This window comes from Alicyclobacillus macrosporangiidus CPP55, from assembly GCF_000702485.1.
Classification (GTDB): Bacteria; Bacillota; Bacilli; order Alicyclobacillales; family Alicyclobacillaceae; genus Alicyclobacillus_H; species Alicyclobacillus_H macrosporangiidus_B.
The window spans coordinates 769,815-791,384 of record NZ_JNIL01000001.1; the positions used below are offsets into that span (position 1 = coordinate 769,815).

Genomic DNA, 21,570 nt, shown 5'->3' on the forward strand with positions numbered 1-21,570 from the left:
GGTCATACCCCCGTACCCACTGTGTCGTACAGCCAGGCCACCTGTCGCCGGATCACCTCGATGGCCCGATTCATCGCGGCCTCGTCCGTCTGCCATCCGAACGAGAACCGGATGGCGCCGGTCACCTCCGCGGCGTCGAGGCCCATCGCCTCTAGGACGTGCGACGCTTTCGCGTGCCCGCCGCGGCTGGAGCAGGCCGATCCGGTCGACACGTACACACCCTCCGCTTCCAAGGCGTGCACGAGGACTTCGCCGCGCAATCCCGGAAAGGAGGCACTGACAATGTAGGGCGAAGCCTGCCGCGGCCGGTGTACCCGGCACCTCGGGATCGTCCGCAATCCCTGGCAGAATTGTTCGGCCCACGCCGACATCTGCTGGTACCGCTGTGCCGCCCGCTCGGACACATGGCTGGCCGCCGCGCCGAGGGCGACGATGCCGAGGGTGTTCTCCGTCCCGGAGCGCAATCCCCCTTCCTGTCCGCCTCCGAACAACACGGGGTCCAGCACCAGTCCCGGCCGGATGTACAGCGCGCCAATGCCCTTCGGCGCTCCAATCTTGTGGCCGGAGACGCTGTACAGGTCCGCCTGCGCAAGGCTGGCCGCAGAGGGGATCTTGCCAAACGCCTGAATCCCGTCGACGTGGAAGATCGTCTTCGGCCTTTGGCGTAAAGCCTGGCCGATCTCCGCCACCGGCAACACAGCGCCGGTTTCGTTGTTCACGTGCATGACGCTGACCAAGACCGTGTCGTCCGTGACGGCCTCGAGCACCCGTTCGGCCGGAACCCAGCCGTCCGCATCCGGTGCCACGTACGTCACACGCCAACCCTCGCGCTCGAGGGCGCGGAACGGCTCGAGCACCGAGGGATGCTCCACCTGCGTCGTCACCACATGTCGGCCGCGCCCCCCGTACCGCCGTGTGGCACCGAAGATGGCCAGGTTGTTGGCTTCCGTACCGCCACCCGTGAACACAACCTGGCCGTCCCGCACGCCGAGCGCCCGCAGCACCTGTTTGCGCGCCGCCTCGATGCGCCGCTCGGCCTCCAGCCCCTTGCGATGCAGGGAGGACGGGTTGCCATATACGGAAAACATCTCCTGGATGATTCGCTCGACCTCCGGCAGCAGTGGGGTCGTCGCCGCGTTGTCCAGATATACCTCCATCGACGCCTCCCCCTTTCGTCCACGTATAGAGTAGCAGATGAGGCGCTGAACACAAAAAACGCCGTCTGCGCGAGGGTGCTGCGCAGACGGCGTGGTACAGCCCGGCCGGTATACCGATCGCCGCCGGCCGGAGAGAGGGTTCGGGTGCGGGGCGAAGACTTCTGGTCCGTCAGCGGTGGGTCAGAACCGAGTCGAGGTGAGGCACCGCCATACCGGCTGCCACGAGCCGGGCGAGATCGACGATGCGGCAGGAGTAGCCCCACTCGTTGTCATACCATGCCAGAACCTTGACCGCCGTGTCCTCCATGACCAGGGTCGACTGCCCGTCGACGATGGCCGAGCGCGAGTCGCCGTTGAAGTCCACGGATACCAACGGCTCCTCCGTGTAACCGAGGAACGGGGCGAGTTCCGTCGCCGCCGCCCGCGCCAGCGCTTGGTTGACCTCGTCCGCCGTGACGGGGCAGGCCAGTTCCGCCACCAAGTCGACGATGGACACGTTCGGGGTCGGCACCCGCAGGGCGATGCCGTTCAGCTTGCCCTGCAACTCCGGCATGACAAGTCCGATGGCCTTGGCCGCCCCCGTGCTGGTGGGAATGATGGATTCCGCGCAAGCGCGCGCCCGGCGAAGGTCCTTGTGGGGATTGTCCAGGTTCTTCTGGTCGTTGGTGTAGCTGTGAACCGTCGTCACCAGACCGCGCCGGATCCCGAACGTCTCGTGCAGGACTTTCACGACAGGACCAAGGCAGTTGGTCGTGCACGAGGCCCCCGACACGATATGGTGCCGATCCGGGTCGTAGGCGTCGTGATTGACCCCCATCACCACGGTGACGTCCGCGTCGGCCGCCGTCTTGGCAGGTGCCGTGATGATCACCTTGCGCGCCCCCTGCGCCAGATGCACACCGGCCGTCTCGCGGGTGCGGAACTTCCCGGTCGCCTCCACCACGACGTCCACGCCGAGGTCGCCCCAGGGCAGCACGGACGGATCCCGCGTGGAGAACACACGCGTCTCCACATCGCCCGCCCGCCAGCCATCCGCCGTCAACTCCACGGGCACGTCCCACCGCCCATGGACCGAGTCGTATTTCAGCAGGTGGGCCAACGTCTCCGCATCCGCCGTACCGTTGACCGCCACCACGTCAATGCCGCCGGTCTCCACGGCCCGCCGGTACACCATTCGGCCGATGCGGCCGAAGCCGTTGATGGCCATCCGAATCGTCATACCGCGCAACGCCCCTTCTTTGTGAATCCCTTGGAGTCAGGACACTCGACTTTGAGTTTACTTCCCCCTTATATTACACAAAGAAGAGGATATGTTCTATACTCGAAGGCCGTTTTTGTTGAAATTAGTATGTCACAATTCGCCGCAGGGTCTCCGGACGATTCACCGTCCGGTACAGACGTACCATACCCCGAGCGCCAAAAACACCAATCCCGCCACCAGACACCCGATGGCCAGCCGCCTCAACACCGCGCTTCCCCTCACTTTTCCGTCACGCCTCGAGCTCCAACACCTGAAACCGTTCGCCCATCCCGCCCGGGAGGACGAGCTGCTTGAATTGCCCCGTCCAACGGGCCGCCTCTAGACGCCCCGTGGTCGGACCCGTGATCTGCGCTTCCAGGACCTCGACAGCCCCGGCGGCCATCAGGAAGCTCCCCTGATTCTGCAACCGCACCACACGCAGGCCGGCTGCCTCCGCGCTCGCCATCGCGGCTTCCCAGTGGACGTCGGCCGTGATGTCGCACCGGCCTGGGTCCGTCAGCGGATCGACCACCTGATGAGCCCGGTACGCGCGCACGGTCCCCTGTGGCCGGAGGCCCGACGCCCACTCCTCCGAGCGAATGCCGTAGTCGAAGAACAGCGCCCGCAAGGGGCGCCCCAACCGTGCTACGCGTGCGAAAAATGGCCTGAGGGCAAGGCACACCTCGGCCTCGATCCCCACGGGAATCGGCAGGTGTGCCTCCGCGAAAGCGGCCACGTCCGGATGGGCAGGGCGCCAATCCAGAGACAGCCCGTGCCCGTCCCAAACCACATCCGTCTGTTCCCACCTATTTCCATTCGCACGACGGACCCGCTCCACGGGCAAGGCGTCCAGAACCTCGTTTGCGAACGCGAACGTGGGCAACTCCTCCGCTGGCTGCCCCCAGTCGAACACCACCCGCCGCTGCCCATCCTCGAGGCGAAGGCGCTGACGCTGGACCAGGGATTCCGACACGTCCACCAGCGTGTAGCGCACATGTACCCCGTCGGGGAGGCGCGATCCCAGGGCGCTGGCCATGGCCTCTGCCATCTCGCCCTGGCCGCCGCCCCACTCGACCACTTGCCACGCGGCTGGACGCCCGAACGCTTCCCAGGCCTCGGCAGCCGCCCGCGCGAGGATCGCTGCGAACAGCGGAATTTGGGCGGCTGTGTAAAAGTCTCCGCCCGCGCCGCCAATCCGCACCGATTCGGTGTAAAAACCGCCCTTTCCGTATAACGCCAGTTCCATGTAACGCCCGAAAGACAGGCGGCCCTCCGCTTTGAGGGCCCGCCACACCTCTGGCTCAGGCGCCGGCTGTCGGTGTGATGACCTGGTCAATCAGACCATACTCCTTTGCCTGTTCCGCCGACATGAAGAAGTCGCGGTCGGTGTCGCGCTCCACGCGCTCCAACGGCTGCCCCGTGCGCTCGCTGAGGATCTTGTTCAAGCGCTGGCGGGTTTTGATGATGTGCTCCGCATGGATGGCGATGTCGGTGGCCTGTCCGCGTGCACCCCCGAGCGGCTGGTGGATCATCACCTCGGAGTTGGGCAGCGCAAAGCGCTTTCCCTTGGCACCGGCCGCCAACAGCACCGCCCCCATACTGGCCGCCAACCCTACGCAGATGGTGGACACGTCCGGCTTGATGTGCTGCATCGTATCGTAGATGGCCAGTCCTGCGGACACCGAGCCGCCAGGGCTGTTGATGTACATCTGAATGTCCTTGTCGGGATCTTCAGCCGCCAAAAACAGCAGCTGGGCGATGACCGCATTGGCCACATCCGAATCGATGGGGCTGCCGAGAAAGATGATACGATCTTTCAGCAACCGCGAATAGATGTCGTACGCCCGCTCCCCTCGGCTGGTCTGCTCCACGACAATTGGCACCAGGCTCATGATTCTGACCTCCTCTTTCGCCCCGCGTCGCGGGGACCTTGTTCCACAGAATGCCCACCCCCAGTATGCCGCAACCCAGACCATTTGGTCAAGATTAGTCAAGGTCAAACATACTTCTCCGGCACTACGGGCACAATACGCCCCAGATCCTGCAGAAGGAGGCAAGGCGCGTGCACATCAAACCGAATCTCGGCGTTGTGGATCGATACATTCGCCTCGCCGGTGGCCTCGTCCTGTTGGCCAGCGCATCAGGCCAGCGAAAATTGTCTCTCTCCCGGTACGCGCTGGCGGGCCTCGGGGCGATGAAGGTGGCCGAAGGGATCACCGGTTGGTGCCCGCTCGTCCAGTTGGCGCAAGCCACTGCCGAACTCGTCCAAGATGATTTGGAGGCGCGGCCGCAGCAGCACGAACACAGGGCAGGCGGGAAGGATGCACCGCACGGTGTGCATCGTCCATCCGACCGCGAGGCGCCGAAAGCCCATCGGGACCGTCCCCGCCATGAGTTGGCCGATGAGGCGGATCATACGGAGCGCGAACGGCGACACGGGTTGGAAAGGGCGCACGAAAAGAACCGCGGGATCGATCGCGACGAAGCCAGGGCGCTTGAGGAAATCGCCAAAGAAGGAATCAACGAAGCGTACCAGTGACTGCTGATGAAACGGGGGTCGCGCGGCGTTGGCGCGAACCCCCGTCTCTTCGACCGCTCCATCGGTCTTCCCCACTCCGTGACGGGCCATCCGGCTCTTCAAACCACCCGGGTCCGGCGGAACCTCACCCCGTACTTCCCTCTGCGGGTTTGGTACACCTGAACCTCCCCCGGAGCGACCGCGCCACGGATGCGCTCGTCGGCTTCAATCCACATCACGGCACAATACGCCTCGAATTTGGAATCGTACAGCCCGGCGAAGTACACCCAGTCCTCCATGGCACCGCCTCCCCATGCGTAGTATGCGCGGGGTGGCTCGGAAGGTCTTCGGGCAAAAGTTGTATCGGGTCACACCCAGACCCGGTCTCCTCCAATGTTCAACACGTTTTCGCTGCCGATGACGTGACGGGCAATCATCATGGCTTCCCAATTCCGGCCGTGGTACCCGGTCACCAAACGCTCGAGGATCTTGACGTCATACCCGGCATCGACCAGGGAAAACATGGTAGCGAGCACCGCACCTTCGGAGTCTACACCAGCGATGTGAACTTCATCGATGCCTTCTGCCTCGAGGATCTTTTTCGTGTCTTCCGTGTAGCCGGAATACGACCGCTTTTCAACAACATGGGCCTTCGGATGGGACAGAAGCAGGGTGTCCCGGCCCTGCAGTTCGTCGTACACCCACTTCGTCAGGATGATGGCAGCGTACTCATCCGCATGCTGGTTGATGTACCGCTGGCACAGCGGCGCTATGTAATCCAAGGTGTTGCGCAGAAAATCCTCCTGAACGTCCAGGACAATCAGACCCTTCGGCACACGGTTCACACCCTTCCATCGCTTTCCGCACCCATCGTACCACGTGTGTCGCCCGCCGGTGAAGCCAGGGGCGCCACGTGTTACAATTTTATCATACGCAGTATACCACGTTTCCCTGCTGCTCACACCTTGTACCTTCGGTATACCATCTTCTCCCCAAACGGGTGTTCTGATAAAATATAAGAACAGTACGATGAGACATCTGCGCCGCTTTGACCGATGCCGCGCCGTCGACCGGGCGAGTGGCATACAGTGCATCAATCCCGTTCGTTGCAGCGATCCCGTTGCCAGGGCGCCATGGCTTGTTGAGGAGGGATGGACATGGTTGCAAGAGAAGAGCTGCTGTTGCTGAAAACCAAAATCCTCCCTGCCGGGGCAGATGCGATAGTGGACTTCCTGGCCTCCCACCACCAACAGATTGAGATGACGCACATCGTGCTGGAAAATGTGCCGCTGCTCATCATCGGGCGGCATGGGATGATCGCACGGATTCCGTCCGGGGGCACGATGCACAAAATCAGCCAACCGAACGAGATCCTGGAGCATCTGAAGCAGTACCTCAACAAACAGGAGACGCTGTATCTGTTCATCAACCTGCCGGACCTGCCCCTGCCGCGAGAGGTCACGCAGGTGTTGGAGGAAGTGATTCGGCGCGACGCGCGCAAGTTGGAACTGCGCCGGACCATCGACGAAGCATTGGAAAAGCGGGACCGGGAGTTGTTCTACAAGGCAAGCCGGGAACTGAATGCGCTCCTGGCGGAGTCGTATGACTCCACGAATACGCACAACCGCGGCCTGTTTTGAATTCACAAGGCCGCCTTATCTCACGGGAGGAGTCGAACGCATGACGGAAGGATTTTTGCTGTACGACGAGACAGAACAGACCAGCACCCGCTACCTCGGGTACGCGGGGGAACACGGCCGATATGACGTGGCCATCGTCACCACGGGCCATTTTTTCGGCAAGCGGCTGGTGATCTCCATTCAGAACGGGCGTACCGCCATCCTGAACGATGAAGATGCTGCGAACATCCCGTACCTGATGCAGGCGTTCGACATCCGCAGCGAGGACGAGGCGGCCGAGTTCTCCGAGCTGTTGCTCGCCAACCTCTGATCCCTGGGCGCGTCCCGATCAACGGTTCGCGCCCTGCACCTCCATAAAGTCATGGTGCTGCTCGGCAAAGGCGCGGGCGGCCACCTCGTATTCGTCATCCTCTGGCACCTCCAGGTGCAGGTCGGGCGCCTCCCCCTCCACGCGGAACAGCACCACCTCCGATCCGGAATGTCCCTCGGCTGGATAGTACGCCCCGTACGCCTGCTGTCCCGCGACGAAATAACTGCCCAGGACATAGCGTTGCGGTTCCCCGCCCTCCTCCTGCACCTGCACGAAAAAGATGGATTGTACCGTATCGAGCACCCGCTGGGTGAACGTCTCCCCCGGATAGTCCAGCACGAGTCCGTCCTCGCGCTGCTCCCGGATGAGGAACAGGAATTTGGCATCATCTCTGTCCCAGCTGAACAGCATCAGGTGTGCGTTTTCGAACAGAAACGCGTACTGGTTCGCCTTCGGAAAGGCGTACCGAGGATTCTCCCACTGCACTTTCGCCGCCCCCATCCATCGGTGCCGCACGGACCGTCCGGTCGCGGGGCTGCCTGCACCGAATGAGCCCCGTCCGATCACAGAAAAACAGCAGGGTTTCCCCTGCCGCCTCCTGTCCGTTTACGCCTCCGCGCGCTCAGACTCCTTGGCCAGCGCCCGGTCGAAATTCTCCTTGGTCTCGGACGCGCACGTCACCAACATCCAGATGACGCCCAAGGCCGCCACCGCCATGCCTAACAATCCGTGCACGAACCGCGCCCCCTTTCGCCGCCTAGACTCCCTCTTTAGCTTAAAAATGATTCAAGGCCCGGTCAAGGGTTCATACACCCGCTCACGCAGATTTTGCCACCGGCTTCCGTCTGGCGGACCGATGAGCGCCATCCAAGGCCCCTCTGTAGTATAATGATGCTGGGGACACCCACCATCCGCCTGTGCCGAGGATAAAAAGGAGTTGTACCCATGATCAACCGTACACGCAACGTGCGATATCTGTTGTTCACATTGGCATTTGCGCTGGTGCTTGTCGGTCTGCTGACGCATTCATACACCCTGTTGGCCATCCTCGCCATTGTGTCCATCGCCCTGGCGGTGATCGGAGACAAGATAGAGAATGAGCCATCCGAACCGTTCAAGCACCTGAACGAAAACCACCATCATTTCCACCACGGTGCCAGGAGATCGTGATGCTTGACCGAAACGAATTGTGGGCCCAGACGGAGGAACTGGCGGACCTCATCATGCAGGCGCCGGAAATCGCCCGGTATCAGGAAGCCGAGGCAAAGATGAAGTCGCATCCCACCGCCAGCCGGATGATCCAGGAGTTGAAGGACCTTCAGGAACAGGTCGCTGAGTTCCAGGCCCGGCAGGTTCCCCCGATGCACTACGTTCACCTGCTGCGGGAGACGGAATCCTTGCTCAACCGGCTGGAAAAAATACCGGAAGTGGCGGAGTTTCAACGGGCCCAGGCCGCGGTCAATGACCTCCTGCAGGCACTCACGCAGCGGCTGGCACGGGCTGTCCTGGAACGCGTGGCCGATGTCCAAGAGGGCGGCTGAGGGCCGGACTGTTAGGGCATCGGAGATGCCGTTCCGACGCGACGCACTACGTCTCAGCAGTATTTGACAATGTTGCCGCCGGCATGGTATGTTCGGTGGGTATGCTTCCCGTGATGGGGGAAAGAAGGTTCGGCAATGGCAGATCATGATCACACCCACGAGCATGAGCACGACCACGAATTCGAAGATGAAGTGATTGTGCTCGAAGACGAGGATGGCCAGGAACACCGCTTCATCCTTGGCGACGTGATCACCGTCGACGAACAAGACTACGCCATCCTGCTTCCCATCGACGACGACCTCGAGGAGGGCGTCATCTTCCGCATCGCCGGAGAAGACGGAGAGGACATGGTGCTGGAAGACATCGAGTCGGACGAGGAATGGCAGAAGGTCGTCGACGCCTACAATGAGTATATGGACGACCTGGACGACGAGGATGAAGAGGGCTGAAGCGTAGCCTGTGCGCGTTCCCGGGCCGACCTTCGCGGTTGGCCTGTTTTTTGTGTCCACCGTCGGGGGCGCCCCACGTGCCATCCCGCCGTACAGGTTCGCCTCAAGGAGGACTCCATGCACGCAACCGGTTCGTCCCTTCGCAACGTGGCCATCGTGGCGCACGTCGACCACGGCAAGACCAGCCTGGTCGACCAGTTGCTCCGGCAGTCCGGTCTGTTCCGGAGCAACGAACACATTGAAGAGCGCGCGCTCGACTACAACGACATCGAACGGGAGCGAGGCATCACCATCCTCGCCAAGACGACGTCCATCCCGTACGGATCGCACCGCATCAACATCGTCGACACCCCCGGGCACGCCGATTTCTCCGGCGAGGTGGAGCGCATTGTCAAGATGGTCGACGGCGTACTGCTGGTGGTCGACGCCTTTGAAGGGGTGATGCCGCAGACGCGGTTCGTCCTCTCGAAGGCATTGGAGGCCGGATTGGTCCCGCTCGTGGTCATCAACAAGATGGACCGCGAGAACGCACGCCCGGCGGAAGTGGTGGACGAGGTGTTGGACCTGTTCATCGATCTCGGCGCCACCGAAGCCCAGTGCGACTTCCCCGTGGTCTACACCTCAGCCCTGCGCGGGACGGCTTCCACCGACCCCAGTGAGCTCGGCACGGATATGCGGCCGCTGTTCGACGCCATCGTCTCCCATATCCCGGTTCCGGAAGGCGACCCGGAAGGCCCGCTGCAGATGCAGGTGACGATGCTCGATTACAACGAGTTCTTGGGCCGCATCGGCATCGGCCGGATTGCCCGCGGGCGGATCAAGGCCGGACAGCCCATCGCCGTGGTCAAGCGGGACGGGAGCGTGCAGCGCACCCGGGCGGCCAAGCTGTTCTCCTTCTCCGGACTCAAGCGCGTCGAGGTGGATGCCGCCAGCGCCGGGGACATCGTGGCCGTCGCCGGTGTGGAGGGGATCACGGTGGGCGAGACGGTGTGCGATCCGAACGTGATCGAACCCCTCCCGCTTCTGGCCATCGACGAGCCGACGCTGCAGATGACGTTCATGGTCAACGATAGCCCCTTCGCAGGCCGTGACGGGCAGTTCGTCACCTCGCGCAAGCTGCGTGAGCGCCTGCTCGCCGAACTGGAGTCGGATGTGTCTCTGCGCGTCGAGGACACGGAGGATGCGGACGCCTGGCTCGTCTCGAGCCGCGGTGAGTTGCACCTTTCCATTCTCATCGAAACGATGCGGCGCGAGGGGTACGAACTGCAGGTGTCCAAACCGCACGTCATCGTCCGCAGAAACGAGCGCGGTGAACTGGAGGAGCCGATGGAACACTTGGTCGCAGATGTGCCGTCGGAGGCGGTCGGCAGCGTGATCGAATCTCTCGGACTTCGCAAAGGCGAGATGCTGAAGCTCGAGCCGAGTGTGTCCGGCGAGATGACGCGGCTCGAGTTCATCGTCCCGTCACGCGGCCTGATTGGATTTCGCAATGAGTTTCTCACGCTCACGCGTGGCTACGGCACAATGCACCACCGCTTCGACCACTACGGCGCATGGCGGGGCGACGTCGTCACCCGCCGCCAGGGTGTGCTGATTGCCAGCGAGACGGGTACCGCGACGGCGTACGCCATTCAGAACCTGGAGGACCGCGGGGTCCTGTTTGTCACCCCCGGCACCGAGGTGTACGAGGGCATGATTGTCGGCGAGCACAACCGCGAGAACGACCTGACGGTGAATATCGTCAAAGCCAAGCACGTGACCAACGTCCGTTCGTCCACGAAGGAAGAGACAGTGCGCCTGAAGGCCCCGCGCCTGCTCACGCTGGAACAAGCCATCTCCTATATCGAAGATGACGAGCTGTGCGAAGTCACTCCGCACCACATCCGCTTGCGCAAACGGGCACTGACCAAGTCGGAACGGGAAAAGTTGGCCAAGGCCGGCAAGAGCCCGTCATCCGGATGACGCGGCCGCAGCGCGCCAGTTGTTGGCATTGTTCATCATAGGCGTGATCGCTGCGCGGTCACGCCCGCTTGCTCCGTTCGCAGGATCCGTGTTACACTCACATAGAACCTCTTTGTCAAATCATCCCGTGGAGGTATCCATTTCAATCATGTGGTCCATCCGTTCGTAAGCCACCATATAGCATCAGGCGCGCGGCGCCTGCGTGGTCTACACGAACGGGATGTTTTGTCTTTCGATTGAAGTGGGTACTGGATGATGCGGGCGAGGCGAGAGTTCCACTTTTACGCCGCACAGGGTGAGCGTGTTTCCATCCTCAGGTCCCCCACCCTACCCATGGATGATCATCGGAATCCCGTGCCCAATACCGCAGGCGTCCGCGCCGGCGGTTTTTCGCATTTCGAAAAGCACCGCAGCGGCCTTGGCTCCGGCCTGACGTTGGCCACCCGCGGCTGCCATGGAGGGATTTCGATGGCATTCTTGACGTTCTCCCCAGCCCTAAAGGGCGGGGATTCTTTCTCGCTCATCGCGAGCTACGCGGGCGCGCAGGTGGGGATTCCACCGCACGCCCGTGGGGGACGCCATCACCCCAACTACTGGGCCTCGGCCCAGATACTTGCGCCGAATGTTGATCGCCCCAACGCCATCCCGGTGAAAGCGGAACTCACAGGCCGGACAGGTATACACTCGTCCTTTCGGTTTATGGCGGCAGCCACATCGTGGGCACTCCTGTGAAGTATACGCCTCATCCTGGAGCACCACCCGCATTCCGAGACGCTCAGCCTTGTACGTGATTAGCCAGCGAACTTTACCGCTGACCATCTGATGGATTCGCTGATTGGCCGCAGGTCCATAATCCACTCGCTTTCGGAGATCCCGCACATCGCCAATGACCACCGTCTGCACCCTGCTCGCGTGGAGGGTGGAGACCAGTGTTGTGGTCTGCTTGTGCAGGATGTCCCAAATCTGATGATCCAGTTTTCGCAACTGCTTCCGCATGCTTCGCCGCAGTTTGCGCCAGCGGCGGGATCCTTTCTGCAATCGCGACCGCTTCGCAGCTAGACGGGCTTTGAGCTTGTTCTGATACTGCCGTTTGGCCCGAAGTTCCCGTCCATTGTAAATCGTCGTCCGCTTCCCGTCGTGCACCACGGCAAGATGAACTTCGCCCAAGTCGGTTCCAACTACGCCTCCCTCTGTAACAGGTTCTACCGGGGGCCGGGAGTATACAGCCCGTAGTTCATAAGCCGAATCAGCCCACCCCAGTTCGACCAAGACAGGGGCTCGGCGGTTTGGCTTGCGGATCCGTCTTCCTCCGCTTGCGCCAGGACTTGAGAGCGGCGTAGAAACTCTGCACCACCGCATCGGCGCTGTGGGCATGAAGTTGGTTCGACGTATGCCACCGCATCATGGCCGACGGCTTTAACCAAATGCCATGTTTCCGAACGGTGCGCCAAAAATCCACCACGACGGTGGAATACAGGTTGCCCGCCGACCGCGCTAAGGCATCGAGTTGCGGGGTAGAAGCCAAACGCAGCCGCCGTACCTCATACCGATTTTTGGTTTTCGATGTATTGTTTGATGACGGCAAGCGGCGCACCTCCAACGGTGGAGACAAAGTAGGAGTTGGTCCACAAGCTCGGCAACCGGCTCCTAAGCCACGGAAATTCTTGACGCAAGATTCTTGACGAACGGCCTTTCATCAGTTTGACCAAGCGGTGGATGCCAAACTGCGGGTCCACTTCCACGAGCAAATGCACATGGTCCGGCATGACATCCATTTCGATGATTTCCGCACGGCGTTCTTCCGCTACGGCCTGGAGGATTTCCTTGAGCCGTTCATCCACACCGCCCACCAGAACCTTTCGACGATACTTTGGGCACCAGACAACGTGGTATTTGCATGAATACACAACGTTTCGATTGGATTTGTACTCCATGAGAGTATTACACATCATGAAGGAATCTAATTAAGAACAAAAGATTTGGCCGCCTTATCCCCAGGGCTGAGCCCGGGGCTTGCGCCGGCCGAGTTTTGGTCACCTAGTCTGCGTAAACAGCCGTATCAGGCTGTCGGCAGTGGACACAGACGGCATGGGCATGGCCATGGTCTTGGCAACGGCCAATCCTTGGATGCATGACCCCAACAGAAATGCCAAGTGTTCCGGATCTCCCTGAACAATCTCCCCGTCTTTCTGTCCGTCCGCGATGAATTGGGTGACGATGGACCGGATCTCGGCGGCCAACGTTGAAATAACATGACGCGCCTCCTGAGGCACAGCGTCACTCACAAACGCCTGAAGAACCACCATGAACACGTACGGCTGCTCGGACAAACCGACGACCACCTGTTCAATCAACCATCGCAGCCGCTCGGCGGCGCTCCCAGGCAACCCAAACGCGTGCTGGTAGAGGTGAATGGTCCCCCGTACGGCCCTGTCGACAAGGGTGTTGAATATCTCTTCTTTCCCGCCGAAGTAGTGGTAGATCAGGCCCTTGCTCACCCCCGCCGCAGAAGCGATGTCATCGACTCGCGTCCCGACAAATCCGTTCCGAGCGAATACTTTTGCTGCCGCCGCGAGAATTTGTTCCTTTCGCTCATCGCGAATCTGTTGGTTGACTTTCTCGGTGCGCGGGATAAGAACCACCTCTTTGACTGAACGATAAGTCAACGATAACACAATGCCAGCTGCAGATCAACAAATCATTGTGCCCAACCGCTTGAGCCGGACCAAGAACCGGGTTCCGTATGGATACGGTAAAAGCCCCGGACCGCCGGGGCTTTCGGAATGTCGGGTCAAGCCTGCGTGACGGGCGCCCCCAGCTTGTTCAACGTTTCGCGGATAAACGCCGGTTCGTCCGCTGGCATCCGCGACGAAACGTAGTTGCCGTCGACCACCACTTCTTGATCGACGTAGTGGGCGCCTGCGTTGATCAAATCATCTTTTAATGGAGGATAGCATGTCAATGTCTTGCCCTTCGCAAGGCCTGCGCTGATCAAAATTTGCGGCCCATGGCAGATGGCCGCAATCAGTTTGCCCTGACTGTCCATGTCCTTGACAAACTGCTGTATTTGTTTGTTCAGACGCAGGTTTTCCGGTGACGATCCGCCCGGAATGACGACCGCGTCAAACTGATCCGCCTTCACTTCGTCGATGGAAGCGTCGGTCGTGTACGTCGCCTGTTTGTTCTTGCCTGTCAGTTGTTCACCTTTTTTCAGCCCGATGATAACCGTTTCGTGGCCCGCTCCTTTAATGGCTTCGTACGGTGCTTTCATCTCCGAGTCCTCGAATTCGTTGGCCAGCAGGAAAGCGACTCGCTTCATCTCTGCTTAGCTCCTTTCAACAGTGATGATGTGAGGCCCATGCTGTACAGTACCCGTTTTTGGATTCCCTCAAACACACAAGCGGCCACGATCAGACTGCCATTCGCACTCCATCCAGCACGCCGTCCTTTGCGCAACCTGCGCTCCACAGATCTTATCTCACGGTTCAATCGGTCCACAGTCGCACCCTGGCGTGGCTGTGAAATGATACACTGAAGAAAACGGCGGGGAGGAAATCCGAACCATGAGTGAACTGAGCTTTCGTGTGAACCTGTCTCCAGGTGAAGCCTACAACAGGGTCCGTGAGAAGGAGGAAGCGGATCTGGTGCATGAGGAGTTCCATGACTTGGGGGATGGACGCGCGATTGGAACGTTGGTCTTCGAACGGTATTATTTCCGTACCAGTAACCGGGCGGCGCTCGTCGTCATCATCGACAACCTGAATGGGCAGACCGAGGTGCGCTCCATCGCGATAGGAAGTTCGGAAGGGCTGTTCTTAAAATTCGACTGGGGGGCCGCCAGCAGTTTTGCCAGCACGGTCGAACGCATTCTCAAAGACCACATCCAGGAATAGGCTCTCCGAAACACACCGGCGAATACGGTCTGGAGGTGTCGTACGAGGCGCAAGGTCGTGTTGTATATTGCTACGAGCCTGGACGGTTTCATTGCAAGGGAAAACGGCAGTCTCGACTGGTTATTTGAGGCAGAGGCCGTGGGCGACGGCGATCATGGATTTTCAGCGTTTTATGAAACCACACTCCCTGGCCAGTTTGTATCTCTGCATTACGAAGTTCAGTGAGCCACCTCACAACACCAGGTCCGTGTCCGGAGGTATGTATCCGAGGTGCCTGGTCATGGTCACAATTTGGCCCTTGTGGTGAAATTCGTGCGTGATGGTGTGCGTCAACAGCCCCAGCGGAGTCGTCGTGAACGGTTCGGCCTGCCAGCGCACATGGTTCGACACGGGCTCAGTCCACCGCCCTTCAAACGTGCGGAGAAAATCGTGCACCAGCTCGTCGGCGAGCGCAAACCGATCCCGCACGGCACCGAGATCCGCCCGCGCAATTTCCTCCTCCGGGACGAACGCTGGTTCCGTGCGCAGCCGTGCAAACGCCCCGAGCCAATACAAATAGCAGTCCGCCACGTGGAAGTGCGTGCGCAGGATGCTGCCGTGGCCGAAATTGGGCAGCTCGGTCCGGAGATGATGAAGAGGAATGCCATCCAAGAACTGAAACAAGGACTGCCTGGTCTTCTGAATGAGATCGTATTGCTGTTCCAACAGGCTTTTCATCGCCGTCCTCCCCCCTACCAGAACCCATCTCATCCCGTCGGTCGACGCGTGCAAGCGTCTCAGCACATCCATGACGGCCTGTGAAATTCCTCATGCCCCCCCCGTCTATGCACGGGCTTCTCCGCCGCGCTCCGGCTGCCAGTCGTACTCCATCCGGCGTGCGGCCGTCTGCGCGACCTCCACTCCGCAGATCTTGGCCACAATGTGCAGCGCCATGTCGATCCCGGCGGAAATCCCGCCCGAAGTGATGATGCGCCCTTCGTCTACATAGCGGACATCCCGGCGCACGGTGACGCCGGGAAACTCCCTGGCGAACCGGTCTAAGCTTGCCCAATGTGTGGTTGCCTTCTTTCCATTGAGCAGCCCGGCCTTGGCGAGCAGGAAAGCACCCGTACATACGGATGCCAGGATAGACACCCGAGCCTCCCGTCCTTTTATCCATTCGATCACGCTTGGATTGTGCACCTCCCGTTCACGCGCTCCCGGCCCCCCAGGAATCACCAAGACATCGAACTCTGGTGCATTCCCAAACCCATAATCCGGTTGAACCTTCAATCCGTTACGGGCATGGATGAGTTGTCCGTTTTCCGAAACCGTGCTCACAAGAAATGGTCGAACAGAGCCATTCGGCAACTGGCTGACCGAAAACACCTCAAACGGTCCGGCAAAGTCCAGCACTTCCACCTCATCGAAAAGAAGTATTCCTACGGTAACTGACCGATCCATTGAAGCCTCTCCCGCTACCTCAGATGCTTTACAAAGTTCATTGCGATTGTACCAGCCCCTGCCCGCATCGAGGACTTCGCCATCTACAATTCCGTTCCACCATTCTGTCGGCTGGGTCCGAGCTGTAAAAGATATATCACGTAATCTGTCGGAACACCAGAGAAACCCTGTTGCCGTAACATGGCCGTGATATTACCGCGGTGGTACGTTCCGTGGTTTACGACGTGTTGCACGATATCGCAGTAACGAACTCTCATTGACCCGAGAGAAGGGTGGGCATACAGTGAAAAGTCCTCCATGTCGTGCATCTCAAAAAACGCCCGATACCGTTCCTGTACCGCATCGAACATTGCACTCATCGATTCAAGGTCTTGATCTTGGATTTGCTCCTTCAGCAATTTCCGTGACGCCATGATTTCCTCAGTGCTTACGCCGGACATGGCCAGTAACCAGACATTGTCCACCACATACATATGTGCGATGGTCTCGGCGATGGAAGAGAACACGCTTTGCACTTCCTTGCGAAACACTTCGACAGGCAATTGCCGTAAGTGCTCGAACGTCCTATCATTCGCCCATACATGGTACTCGTACAATTGGACGGATGGATGCGTCATTTCTCCCATGCCTCCTTGGCCACATTTCACGCTTGAACGGTGGCCCACCGCACTTTCACCAACTTTACGGCTCAACACAATGGATCTGTCGTCCCCCCCACCTTGTCAGTGGATGGGAACCTCGCTCTGGACGGCCAACGTGTTGCCTTCCGAGTCGCGGAAAAAAGCCATCCACACCGCCACGTTGCCGAGACGGCCCACTTCGTGAGGCGCACCGAGCAGTTCTACACCGCGGGACGTCAGGGTGCCGCAAGCCTCATGGATGTCTCGGACCTGGAAGTAGATGACGGACGACGGGTGATCGAACTCTGGGCGTTCCGGAACACTCAGGTAAAGACGCAGATCGCCGCACGCGAAGAACGCCATGTTCGGCCCCAGCCAGATCAAGGGCAGTTCCAACGTGTCACGGTAAAAGACGACCGCACGTTGGAGATCGTGGACGTTGACGGAGATTTGGCCTACCTTTTCGATGTTCAATTCAGATGGCATACTTGGTCCTCCTCTGGTCGGGACTCATCTCATCATCCCTCGTCTGGCACCATGCCGTTGGGCCCGCTGGGCCCGTGACGCGAGCTGAAATGCCCGTGTTACAGAATCTTCACGTTTGCTCCCACGCCCGTGCTCTCGTTGAACAACAAGTCCACCATGATTCGATCCGGTCGGACGTTTTCGCCCCTTGCCACCATCTCCGCGACGGCGTCGACCAAGTCTTGCTGTGTCAGATGAACCCCATGACGCCCCCAAATCCGTGCGTCGGCCGCGAACACCCCCGGGTCCCGTTCGAACTGTAAATCGACGGCTACCTGCTGCGGGGTACACCCCTCCCGGCGCGCGATGAACTCACAACACGCATCCACCACGTCCTGCTCGGTCAGATTGACGTATCGCGGATCGGACGTTCCTCCCGGATGTACGATGATGGGCTCGTCGTACCTGCGACGACGCCGGCCGAATGCCCGGAACAAGCGGACCAGAAGCCAGATGACGAAGCCCAGCAACAGGATGTCGACGATGGTGCCCACAATGGACGTACCAGGGCTATAGCCGGGTCCACCCCATCCGGGTCCAGCGTATCCCGGACCTGCCGGGTAATAGCCTCCGCCGAAGCCCCATCCAAATGGATGGAGCATGCTTCCAAGTACGAATCCGCCGAGGAACGACCCAAAGTGACCACCGTAGGAGCGCGCGCCACTCCCGGTGTACACGGGGTTCGAACCGGATCGACTGCTGTAGGAAGGCGCCGTATACCCGGAGTGGTACGTCCCTGAACCGGATGACGGTGTGCCCGACCCTGAGCTCGGTGGCGATGCAGTGCCGCTCGACGACGAGGACCCAGAATAGGACTTCGGTCCTGAACTGTACGATCCGCTCGACGCTGACTTGGAACCCAAACTGGTACTATAGGACGGCGACAGTGCGCTACTGGATGACCCACTGGATGGCGACGATGGTTTGTACCCGGAATAGGACCCGGCCGACGATCCGAAGGACGCATGGTACGAGGAACTCGAGCTGCCTCGAATTGAACTACCGCCAAGCCCTTGTGCCAGCGCGGCGGTTGGCGTGGCTGTGACCATCGCCAAGGATACGAGGAACACCAGGATGCTCTTTTTCACGAGCTATTCTCCTTAACATAAAAATTCAAATGACATCGTTTGCGCCCAACCATGCCGGACGACCTGCATGATCATCATATATGACGCGGCAGTTGGCGAAAAGTTACATCTGTAACCTAGACAACTGTACTCCAGCCTTCTTTGAGTTGCTCGTTCATCCACTCAACACCGGTCACGGAAGTCTCCCTTCGTCACATGTGATTCGGTCCTTCCACCCGTTTATCCTCCGACCGCTTGGCAATACTGTGGACAATATGACTTGTGCACATCGGACCGGAGGGAAAAAGATGTCTCGTGACAAAAAGAAAGAGCCGATGATAGATTTCCTCCTTCGTCATGACCCTGGCATTTGTGGACGCTGTGAGAGACTTCATAGTAGAATGGAATCGAGGAGGCGACTCCAATGCTGAACCTGAACAAGGCGCGCAATAAGGAGACGTCCGGCGGAGCCAAAGCGTTGTCCGGCAGTGTCCTCGGCCGAGTGGTCCTGAAGGACGTGAACGTCAAACCGGCAAAACGAGGCCGCCTGATGTTCATTCACACAGATCGAGGCACGAAGAAAATTCGTATCCCCGAGTAAGTCAGCGCTTGGTACAATCGATGGACGTCGGCTGTTCCTCAATAATCGTGTGCCCAGTCCAATCCGTGGTATCGTGAGTACGAATCCCGCTCATGCCCCGGCCATAAGCCGCCGTGACGGATTCCTCGTATCACCCATTCATGCCCGTAAGGAGAGGGTTTCCCATGTCTTCTCTGTTGGACCAGGTCACCGCGGCGCTCAAAGAATTGGACTGGCCATACACCTTGCTCGATTCCGGAAGAGGCGTCCGGCTGGCATTGCAAACAGAACGGGGCGTGTTGGAGGGCGTCGTCACCCTTTATGACGATCGCAAATTCATCGTGTTCTCCTGTCGATCCCCGGTTCGAGCACCTGCGGAGAAACAGGCGGCCGTAGCGGATCTCCTCAACCGGCTCAACTATGCCCTGCTCATCGGAAATTTCGAAATGGACCCGCGCGATGGCGAGATCTATACCCGGACCAGCGTCGACGTGGAGTTCGTGGAGGTCAATTCGAAATTTATCAACAACCTGATCATGGCCGGGTTTCGCATCATGGACATGCACTTGCCTGTCCTGATGAACGTCCTGTTCGGCGACCTATCGCCAGAGGAAGCCATTGCCCGTGCGCAGGCCCAGTCCCAGAACTGACCTCCGCGCGGTGCGGGGAACATCCCCCCTGCAGCCCCTGCCGGCCAGGATGGTGCCAGACGAGAGCCGCCCACCCGCCCGGGACACCGGGCCGAGTGGGCGGCTCCATCATGTTCCCGATCATCGGTTCAACAGCTTCAGGAACTCGCGCATAAAACCGGGCAGATCGGGCCAGGCATGCCCGGACACCAGGTTTCCATCGACGTGCAGCGTCTCCGTGATGTACTTGGCGCCCATGCCCTCCACCGAAGGCCTGCACGCGATATAGGCGGTCATCTCGCGACCCTGCAGCACGTCGCGGACGACCTCCAGCACCTGCGCTGCATGGCAGATGGCGCCAACGGGTTTGCCGGCCTCAAAGAAATGCCGGACGATCCGCGGTACGTCCGGATTCAACCGGATGTACTCCGGCGCGCGGCCGCCGGGGATGATGAGGCCGTCGTACGTCTCCGGCTTGACGTCCGCGAACGCCAGATTCGCGTCAATGAGGTAACCTGGCTTCTCCGTATAGGTGTCCCATCCTGTGAAATCGTGGACCACGGTGTTCAACTTCTTTACCGACGGGGCTGCGATATCCGCAGCAATGCCTTCTTCCAGCAGGCGATAATATGGGTAATAGATCTCGAGCGCTTCCACCGCGTCGCCGGCCAACAACAGCACCTTTTTCGCCACGGTCCTTCCCCCTCCCGTGTGCTTGGATGGTTTCCCGTCTACTATCTTATCCCAGTTTTCACCGGGTTGCAAAAGCGGTGGTGCGGCTCACGGCTCCGCTCTCACGACACAAGACCGATCGATCTCGCCGGCGGACCGGTACCCGGCCAACGCCATCTGCAGGTCCAGCTCCGCCAGGCTGTGTGCGATCCACTGGCGCACGCCCGCTTCGCCACCCACGGCCAGCGCGTAGATGTACGGCCGTCCGACCAGCACCGCCCGGGCGCCGAGCGCAAGCGCCTTCACCACGTCGGCTGCACAGCGGATACCACTGTCCATGAGCAAGGTCTGATCCGGCCCGAGCGCTTCGCGTACCTCCACCAGGGCGTCGAGCGCCGCCACGCCGCCGTCCACCTGCCGGCCGCCGTGATTGGAGATGACCACCGCGTCGGCGCCGAGATCGAAGGCGCGACGGGCGTCCTCCGGATGCGTGATGCCCTTGACCAAAAGCGGCAGGCGCGTCTGCCGCCGGATGCCAGCCAGATGTTCCCATGTGAACGCGGGGTTGACATACACAGCCAAGAAGTGCTGAATGGCTGCGGCCATGTCCTCCTCCGGAGGACGGGCCAGACGGCTGCGAAATACCGGGTCGGTGAGATAGTTGGCGAGTCCTTGGCCCTGCAAGAACGGCAGGTAGGCGTTGGCCAGGTCGTGCTCGCGCCAGCCGAGCATGGTGGTGTCCACTGTCACCACCAACGCGCTGTACCCGGATTGTTCCGCGCGGGAGATCATGCTGGCGACGACCTCCGGATCGCGCCCTGGATACAGCTGGAACCACCGCGGAGCATCCCCCATCGCTTCCGCCACCCGTTCCATGGGAACCGAGGAGACGGTGCTCAGGACGAATGGCACGCCGTATGCGGCTGCCGCCCGGCCAACGGCCAACTCCGCGTCCGGATGCACAATCGACTGCACCCCGACCGGTGCCAGCAGAAAGGGTGCAGGAAGCCTCCAGCCAAACAGCTCGATGGTGAGATCGCGGTCCTCCACATTTCGCAGCATCCGCGACCGGATCCTCCACCGGTAAAACGCCTCCCGGTTGGCGCGCATGGTCGATTCCTGTCCCGCGCCACCCTCCACGTACCACCACGGCCCGTCGGCCAGCCGCTCGCGCGCCCGCTTTGCCCACTCGTCCACGGAAATCGGCCAGTCGTATCGGCCGCCGGGCTCCAACGCCGTCGCATAGATCTTCAGTTGCGCATCCAGTCCGTGAGTGGTCAATCCCACCGCCCCCTCCCGATTCAATCAATTCCAATCTATCAC

The 21,570-nt window shown here is 60.4% G+C and carries 30 protein-coding genes; 11 read left to right on the forward strand and 19 right to left on the reverse strand.

Going from position 1 to position 21,570, the window contains the following annotated elements; all coding sequences use genetic code 11:
* Window positions 1-2: 2 nt before the first annotated feature.
* From N687_RS0104045 to clpP, 4 genes are all read right to left on the reverse strand, one after another.
* Window positions 3-1,157: a cysteine desulfurase family protein gene (locus N687_RS0104045; protein ID WP_029420638.1), complete on the reverse strand. Its 1,155-nt coding sequence runs from the start codon at window positions 1,155-1,157 to the stop codon at window positions 3-5.
* A gap of 169 nt (window positions 1,158-1,326) precedes the next feature.
* The gene (gene gap / locus N687_RS0104050; protein WP_029420639.1) at window positions 1,327-2,376 is read right to left on the reverse strand and encodes a type I glyceraldehyde-3-phosphate dehydrogenase; all 1,050 of its coding nucleotides are present in this window, start codon (window positions 2,374-2,376) and stop codon (window positions 1,327-1,329) included.
* A gap of 271 nt (window positions 2,377-2,647) precedes the next feature.
* Complete coding sequence (locus tag N687_RS0104060) at window positions 2,648-3,733, reverse strand: SAM-dependent methyltransferase (RefSeq protein WP_029420640.1); 1,086 nt, start codon at window positions 3,731-3,733, stop codon at window positions 2,648-2,650.
* Window positions 3,699-4,289 (reverse strand): ATP-dependent Clp endopeptidase proteolytic subunit ClpP, encoded by a 591-nt coding sequence (clpP, locus tag N687_RS0104065; protein ID WP_029420641.1) that lies wholly within the window; start codon window positions 4,287-4,289, stop codon window positions 3,699-3,701. Before clpP ends, N687_RS0104060 begins: the two co-directional genes overlap by 35 nt.
* Window positions 4,290-4,459: 170 nt before the next feature.
* On the opposite strand from clpP, the gene N687_RS21925 reads away from it, so the two are divergent.
* Complete coding sequence (locus N687_RS21925) at window positions 4,460-4,936, forward strand: YgaP family membrane protein (RefSeq protein WP_051662928.1); 477 nt, start codon at window positions 4,460-4,462, stop codon at window positions 4,934-4,936.
* Window positions 4,937-5,034: 98 nt separating this feature from the next.
* On the opposite strand, the gene N687_RS0104075 is transcribed toward N687_RS21925, so the two are convergent.
* Together N687_RS0104075 and N687_RS0104080 are read right to left on the reverse strand one after the other, a co-directional pair.
* Complete coding sequence (locus N687_RS0104075) at window positions 5,035-5,214, reverse strand: hypothetical protein (RefSeq protein WP_029420643.1); 180 nt, start codon at window positions 5,212-5,214, stop codon at window positions 5,035-5,037.
* A gap of 69 nt (window positions 5,215-5,283) precedes the next feature.
* Window positions 5,284-5,751 carry a cysteine hydrolase family protein gene (locus tag N687_RS0104080; RefSeq protein ID WP_029420644.1) on the reverse strand — a complete coding sequence of 156 codons (468 nt, stop codon included), beginning with the start codon at window positions 5,749-5,751 and terminating at the stop codon, window positions 5,284-5,286.
* A 321-nt stretch (window positions 5,752-6,072) separates the two neighbouring features.
* On the opposite strand from N687_RS0104080, the gene N687_RS0104085 reads away from it, so the two are divergent.
* The gene (locus N687_RS0104085) at window positions 6,073-6,555 is read left to right on the forward strand and encodes an IDEAL domain-containing protein (RefSeq protein ID WP_029420645.1); all 483 of its coding nucleotides are present in this window, start codon (window positions 6,073-6,075) and stop codon (window positions 6,553-6,555) included.
* A gap of 40 nt (window positions 6,556-6,595) precedes the next feature.
* A complete protein-coding gene (locus N687_RS0104090; RefSeq protein ID WP_029420646.1) occupies window positions 6,596-6,865 on the forward strand; it encodes a DUF3055 domain-containing protein in 270 nt (89 codons plus the stop codon).
* 18 nt (window positions 6,866-6,883) lie between these two features.
* On the opposite strand, the gene N687_RS0104095 is transcribed toward N687_RS0104090, so the two are convergent.
* Window positions 6,884-7,351, reverse strand: a complete 468-nt coding sequence (locus tag N687_RS0104095; RefSeq protein ID WP_029420647.1) for a hypothetical protein — start codon at window positions 7,349-7,351, stop codon at window positions 6,884-6,886.
* Between the two features lie 120 nt (window positions 7,352-7,471).
* Window positions 7,472-7,600: a hypothetical protein gene (locus N687_RS25045; RefSeq protein WP_269320483.1), complete on the reverse strand. Its 129-nt coding sequence runs from the start codon at window positions 7,598-7,600 to the stop codon at window positions 7,472-7,474.
* A 210-nt stretch (window positions 7,601-7,810) separates the two neighbouring features.
* Here N687_RS25045 and N687_RS0104105 point away from each other — a divergent pair, with 210 nt between their 5' ends.
* The 4 genes from N687_RS0104105 to typA all read left to right on the forward strand — a co-directional run bounded on the left by N687_RS0104105 (window position 7,811) and on the right by typA (window position 10,818).
* Window positions 7,811-8,035, forward strand: coding sequence for a hypothetical protein (locus tag N687_RS0104105; RefSeq protein WP_029420648.1), 225 nt, complete (start codon window positions 7,811-7,813; stop codon window positions 8,033-8,035).
* Window positions 8,035-8,406, forward strand: coding sequence for a YlbF family regulator (locus N687_RS0104110; RefSeq protein ID WP_051662929.1), 372 nt, complete (start codon window positions 8,035-8,037; stop codon window positions 8,404-8,406). Before N687_RS0104105 ends, N687_RS0104110 begins: the two co-directional genes overlap by 1 nt.
* Before the next feature lie 135 nt (window positions 8,407-8,541).
* Window positions 8,542-8,856 carry a DUF1292 domain-containing protein gene (locus N687_RS0104115; protein WP_029420650.1) on the forward strand — a complete coding sequence of 105 codons (315 nt, stop codon included), beginning with the start codon at window positions 8,542-8,544 and terminating at the stop codon, window positions 8,854-8,856.
* A 117-nt stretch (window positions 8,857-8,973) separates the two neighbouring features.
* Window positions 8,974-10,818, forward strand: coding sequence for a translational GTPase TypA (gene typA, locus N687_RS0104120; RefSeq protein WP_029420651.1), 1,845 nt, complete (start codon window positions 8,974-8,976; stop codon window positions 10,816-10,818).
* Between the two features lie 495 nt (window positions 10,819-11,313).
* Here the strand turns inward: typA and N687_RS24610 are convergent, their stop codons facing one another.
* The 4 genes from N687_RS24610 to N687_RS0104140 form a co-directional block, all read right to left on the reverse strand.
* On the reverse strand, window positions 11,314-11,985 hold the full coding sequence (locus N687_RS24610; protein ID WP_231493394.1) for an RNA-guided endonuclease InsQ/TnpB family protein: 672 nt from the start codon (window positions 11,983-11,985) through the stop codon (window positions 11,314-11,316).
* A 374-nt stretch (window positions 11,986-12,359) separates the two neighbouring features.
* Complete coding sequence (tnpA, locus tag N687_RS0104130; RefSeq protein WP_419670115.1) at window positions 12,360-12,752, reverse strand: IS200/IS605 family transposase; 393 nt, start codon at window positions 12,750-12,752, stop codon at window positions 12,360-12,362.
* Between the two features lie 99 nt (window positions 12,753-12,851).
* Window positions 12,852-13,493 (reverse strand): TetR/AcrR family transcriptional regulator, encoded by a 642-nt coding sequence (locus tag N687_RS0104135; protein WP_197029199.1) that lies wholly within the window; start codon window positions 13,491-13,493, stop codon window positions 12,852-12,854.
* Between the two features lie 116 nt (window positions 13,494-13,609).
* Window positions 13,610-14,137, reverse strand: a complete 528-nt coding sequence (locus N687_RS0104140) for a type 1 glutamine amidotransferase domain-containing protein (protein WP_029420655.1) — start codon at window positions 14,135-14,137, stop codon at window positions 13,610-13,612.
* Between the two features lie 244 nt (window positions 14,138-14,381).
* Between N687_RS0104140 and N687_RS0104145 the strand changes: the two genes are divergently transcribed.
* Window positions 14,382-14,711 carry a DUF6054 family protein gene (locus N687_RS0104145; RefSeq protein WP_029420656.1) on the forward strand — a complete coding sequence of 110 codons (330 nt, stop codon included), beginning with the start codon at window positions 14,382-14,384 and terminating at the stop codon, window positions 14,709-14,711.
* A gap of 57 nt (window positions 14,712-14,768) precedes the next feature.
* Window positions 14,769-14,936 carry a hypothetical protein gene (locus N687_RS23675; RefSeq protein ID WP_156040024.1) on the forward strand — a complete coding sequence of 56 codons (168 nt, stop codon included), beginning with the start codon at window positions 14,769-14,771 and terminating at the stop codon, window positions 14,934-14,936.
* 6 nt (window positions 14,937-14,942) lie between these two features.
* Here the strand turns inward: N687_RS23675 and N687_RS0104155 are convergent, their stop codons facing one another.
* From N687_RS0104155 to N687_RS0104175, 5 genes are all read right to left on the reverse strand, one after another.
* Entirely contained in the window at window positions 14,943-15,428 is a 486-nt protein-coding gene (locus N687_RS0104155) for a DinB family protein (protein ID WP_029420657.1), read from the reverse strand.
* Between the two features lie 105 nt (window positions 15,429-15,533).
* Window positions 15,534-16,154: a DJ-1/PfpI family protein gene (locus N687_RS0104160; RefSeq protein ID WP_029420658.1), complete on the reverse strand. Its 621-nt coding sequence runs from the start codon at window positions 16,152-16,154 to the stop codon at window positions 15,534-15,536.
* An 83-nt stretch (window positions 16,155-16,237) separates the two neighbouring features.
* A complete protein-coding gene (locus N687_RS0104165) occupies window positions 16,238-16,849 on the reverse strand; it encodes a DinB family protein (protein ID WP_231493395.1) in 612 nt (203 codons plus the stop codon).
* Between the two features lie 27 nt (window positions 16,850-16,876).
* Window positions 16,877-17,260 (reverse strand): VOC family protein, encoded by a 384-nt coding sequence (locus N687_RS0104170; RefSeq protein WP_029420660.1) that lies wholly within the window; start codon window positions 17,258-17,260, stop codon window positions 16,877-16,879.
* A 98-nt stretch (window positions 17,261-17,358) separates the two neighbouring features.
* Window positions 17,359-17,901: a DUF2653 family protein gene (locus N687_RS0104175; protein ID WP_156040025.1), complete on the reverse strand. Its 543-nt coding sequence runs from the start codon at window positions 17,899-17,901 to the stop codon at window positions 17,359-17,361.
* Window positions 17,902-18,790: 889 nt separating this feature from the next.
* Between N687_RS0104175 and N687_RS23680 the strand changes: the two genes are divergently transcribed.
* A complete protein-coding gene (locus tag N687_RS23680) occupies window positions 18,791-18,967 on the forward strand; it encodes a hypothetical protein (RefSeq protein WP_156040026.1) in 177 nt (58 codons plus the stop codon).
* 164 nt (window positions 18,968-19,131) lie between these two features.
* Window positions 19,132-19,596, forward strand: a complete 465-nt coding sequence (locus N687_RS21930) for a YbjN domain-containing protein (protein WP_051662932.1) — start codon at window positions 19,132-19,134, stop codon at window positions 19,594-19,596.
* A gap of 120 nt (window positions 19,597-19,716) precedes the next feature.
* On the opposite strand, the gene N687_RS0104190 is transcribed toward N687_RS21930, so the two are convergent.
* Together N687_RS0104190 and N687_RS0104195 are read right to left on the reverse strand one after the other, a co-directional pair.
* Window positions 19,717-20,268 carry a DJ-1/PfpI family protein gene (locus tag N687_RS0104190; protein ID WP_029420663.1) on the reverse strand — a complete coding sequence of 184 codons (552 nt, stop codon included), beginning with the start codon at window positions 20,266-20,268 and terminating at the stop codon, window positions 19,717-19,719.
* 87 nt (window positions 20,269-20,355) lie between these two features.
* Window positions 20,356-21,528 (reverse strand): lactate 2-monooxygenase, encoded by a 1,173-nt coding sequence (locus N687_RS0104195; protein ID WP_029420664.1) that lies wholly within the window; start codon window positions 21,526-21,528, stop codon window positions 20,356-20,358.
* Window positions 21,529-21,570: the final 42 nt, after the last annotated feature.

Bases quoted from the DNA above. Each gene is read 5' to 3' on its own strand.
- N687_RS0104045 (WP_029420638.1), bottom strand. From the start codon at position 1,157: ATGGAGGTATATCTGGACAACGCGGCGACGACCCCACTGCTGCCGGAG.
- gap (WP_029420639.1), bottom strand. From the start codon at position 2,376: ATGACGATTCGGATGGCCATCAACGGCTTCGGCCGCATCGGCCGAATG.
- clpP (WP_029420641.1), bottom strand. From the start codon at position 4,289: ATGAGCCTGGTGCCAATTGTCGTGGAGCAGACCAGCCGAGGGGAGCGG.
- N687_RS0104075 (WP_029420643.1), bottom strand. From the start codon at position 5,214: ATGGAGGACTGGGTGTACTTCGCCGGGCTGTACGATTCCAAATTCGAG.
- N687_RS0104085 (WP_029420645.1), top strand. From the start codon at position 6,073: ATGGTTGCAAGAGAAGAGCTGCTGTTGCTGAAAACCAAAATCCTCCCT.
- N687_RS0104090 (WP_029420646.1), top strand. From the start codon at position 6,596: ATGACGGAAGGATTTTTGCTGTACGACGAGACAGAACAGACCAGCACC.
- N687_RS0104105 (WP_029420648.1), top strand. From the start codon at position 7,811: ATGATCAACCGTACACGCAACGTGCGATATCTGTTGTTCACATTGGCA.
- N687_RS0104110 (WP_051662929.1), top strand. From the start codon at position 8,035: ATGCTTGACCGAAACGAATTGTGGGCCCAGACGGAGGAACTGGCGGAC.
- N687_RS0104115 (WP_029420650.1), top strand. From the start codon at position 8,542: ATGGCAGATCATGATCACACCCACGAGCATGAGCACGACCACGAATTC.
- typA (WP_029420651.1), top strand. From the start codon at position 8,974: ATGCACGCAACCGGTTCGTCCCTTCGCAACGTGGCCATCGTGGCGCAC.
- tnpA (WP_419670115.1), bottom strand. From the start codon at position 12,752: ATGGAGTACAAATCCAATCGAAACGTTGTGTATTCATGCAAATACCAC.
- N687_RS0104140 (WP_029420655.1), bottom strand. From the start codon at position 14,137: ATGAAGCGAGTCGCTTTCCTGCTGGCCAACGAATTCGAGGACTCGGAG.
- N687_RS0104145 (WP_029420656.1), top strand. From the start codon at position 14,382: ATGAGTGAACTGAGCTTTCGTGTGAACCTGTCTCCAGGTGAAGCCTAC.
- N687_RS0104155 (WP_029420657.1), bottom strand. From the start codon at position 15,428: ATGAAAAGCCTGTTGGAACAGCAATACGATCTCATTCAGAAGACCAGG.
- N687_RS0104160 (WP_029420658.1), bottom strand. From the start codon at position 16,154: ATGGATCGGTCAGTTACCGTAGGAATACTTCTTTTCGATGAGGTGGAA.
- N687_RS0104170 (WP_029420660.1), bottom strand. From the start codon at position 17,260: ATGCCATCTGAATTGAACATCGAAAAGGTAGGCCAAATCTCCGTCAAC.
- N687_RS0104175 (WP_156040025.1), bottom strand. From the start codon at position 17,901: ATGCTCCATCCATTTGGATGGGGCTTCGGCGGAGGCTATTACCCGGCA.
- N687_RS23680 (WP_156040026.1), top strand. From the start codon at position 18,791: ATGCTGAACCTGAACAAGGCGCGCAATAAGGAGACGTCCGGCGGAGCC.
- N687_RS21930 (WP_051662932.1), top strand. From the start codon at position 19,132: ATGTCTTCTCTGTTGGACCAGGTCACCGCGGCGCTCAAAGAATTGGAC.